We start from the raw sequence: 1,644 nt of genomic DNA on the forward strand, positions 1-1,644 counted from the left end.
GATAGCCTTCGTCGAAAAAGGCCACCCGGCAGACCTTGCCCCTTTCGAGGATCCCCCTGATCTGGGCTTCGTCGGTGATCTCCTTGTCCTTGCGCCTCATGTCCTTTCCTCCTCGTCCTCAGTTTTGAAGGGTCTATTTCGCCGGGGTATGGATCCCGACTATCTTGGTGGCCCTGCCGTTTTTGTCCCTGCTGACCACGAACCCCCGGCTGCGGAGGAGCATCCACGTTCCTTCCTTTTTAAACATCCGGAATTCGATCTCGTGAATGTCATCGCCATCCCTTCCCGAGAGGACTTTCCTTAGCAGGTCCGTCACCGCGGCCAGGTCGTCAGGATGAATCCGGCTCTTCCATTCCTCGAGGGATTGCCCCATCTCCCCTGGGAAGTAGCCCAGCATGGTTTCGTAGGCGGAATTCATGGTGACCCTGCCCTCGTTCACATCCCACTCCCAAAGCCCCGAGAAGTGTTCCAGGACGAGGAGTTCAAGCTGGCGGGCCTTCTCCTCGAGGGTCACGGCCTTCTTTTTGCGGTCCTCATCGGTCTCGATGGCGTGGAGGGCGAAGGATATATCCTCGGCGAGCTCCGAGAAGAGGGTCTGTTCCTCGGAGTCAAAATGGGCGTCACCGGGGAGGGATACCGATATCAGCCCATAGATCTTTTTCGCATACTCCAGCCTGGTGGTCATTATGCCACCCTCCTCGTAACTGTCCAGGAGCGGGCTGTCGGTCAAGGTCATCGTTCCCTGTTTCAGGTGGACTCCCGGATTTTTGAGGGCTGAAAGCCCCCACTCGTTGAGCATGCCCTGCCTTCTTCTCTCCGAGACAGGTCTGCCTTCGGGGTCTATGCCCGCTTCCGATACGGATGTAAGGGATTCTCCCTTGCCCAGGATCCCTATCCATGCGTTGCGATAACCCCTGGTCTCCACCAGGTGGGCGCAGATCTCCTGTACAAGTTTTTCGCTGTCATGGTGGCGGCTTATCAGCCGGTTGACTCCCCTGATGGAGCGAAGGATCGAGTTCAGTTGCCTCAGTTTCTCCTCGGTCCTCTTCAGGCGGGTCAAATCCCGTCCCACGGCCTGGATCTCGATCAGGGCACCCTTTTCGTTGAGGATACCTCTCCTGGTCCACCTCAGCCAGCGCTTTCCCCCCTGGGGAAGTTCCAGGATGTGCTCGAAAAAGAGATCCTGATCCGAGGAGGACAGTCTATCAGGGTCGGCGAGGAACTTCGAGGATTCGGCGTCCCCCATTATCTCGGCGAGGCGGCGTGAAATGGCTTGGTCTCTGGCGTATCCGAAAAAATGGCAGAAAGCGTCGTTGGCGAAGGTGATCATGCCCTTCTTCGTGAAGCGGCAGACCATCTCGACCTGGCTTTCGACGATGGCGGCGTAGCGTCTTTCGCTCTTTCTGAGAGCCTGCTCGGCCTCCTTCTGGGCGGTGATATCTCTTCCCACGCACTGTATCGCCACCAGGCGGCCTTCCTGGTCGAAGATGCCCCTGTTGTACCACTGTTCAAGCCCCACACTGCCGTCGGGTAGCAGGGACCATGATTCGTCCGTGTTGGTGGGATTTCCGGGGGTGAGTTTTTCGAAGTGCTCCCGCTGCAGCCGCGATGACTCATCCTGGCCCACGTGGTCGAAGATGTTCA

The 1,644-nt window shown here is 57.9% G+C and carries 2 protein-coding genes; both read right to left on the reverse strand.

Annotation, left to right across the window (positions count from 1 at the left end):
* On the reverse strand, nt 1-100 hold a 100-nt coding region (locus GX108_00645), incomplete at its 3' end, for a pyridoxamine 5'-phosphate oxidase family protein (GenBank protein NLO55557.1).
* A gap of 33 nt (nt 101-133) precedes the next feature.
* The coding region (locus GX108_00650) for a PAS domain-containing protein (GenBank protein NLO55558.1) at nt 134-1,644 on the reverse strand (1,511 nt) is incomplete at its 5' end.

This window comes from Thermovirga sp. (genome assembly GCA_012523215.1).
Lineage (GTDB): Bacteria > Synergistota > Synergistia > Synergistales > Thermovirgaceae > 58-81.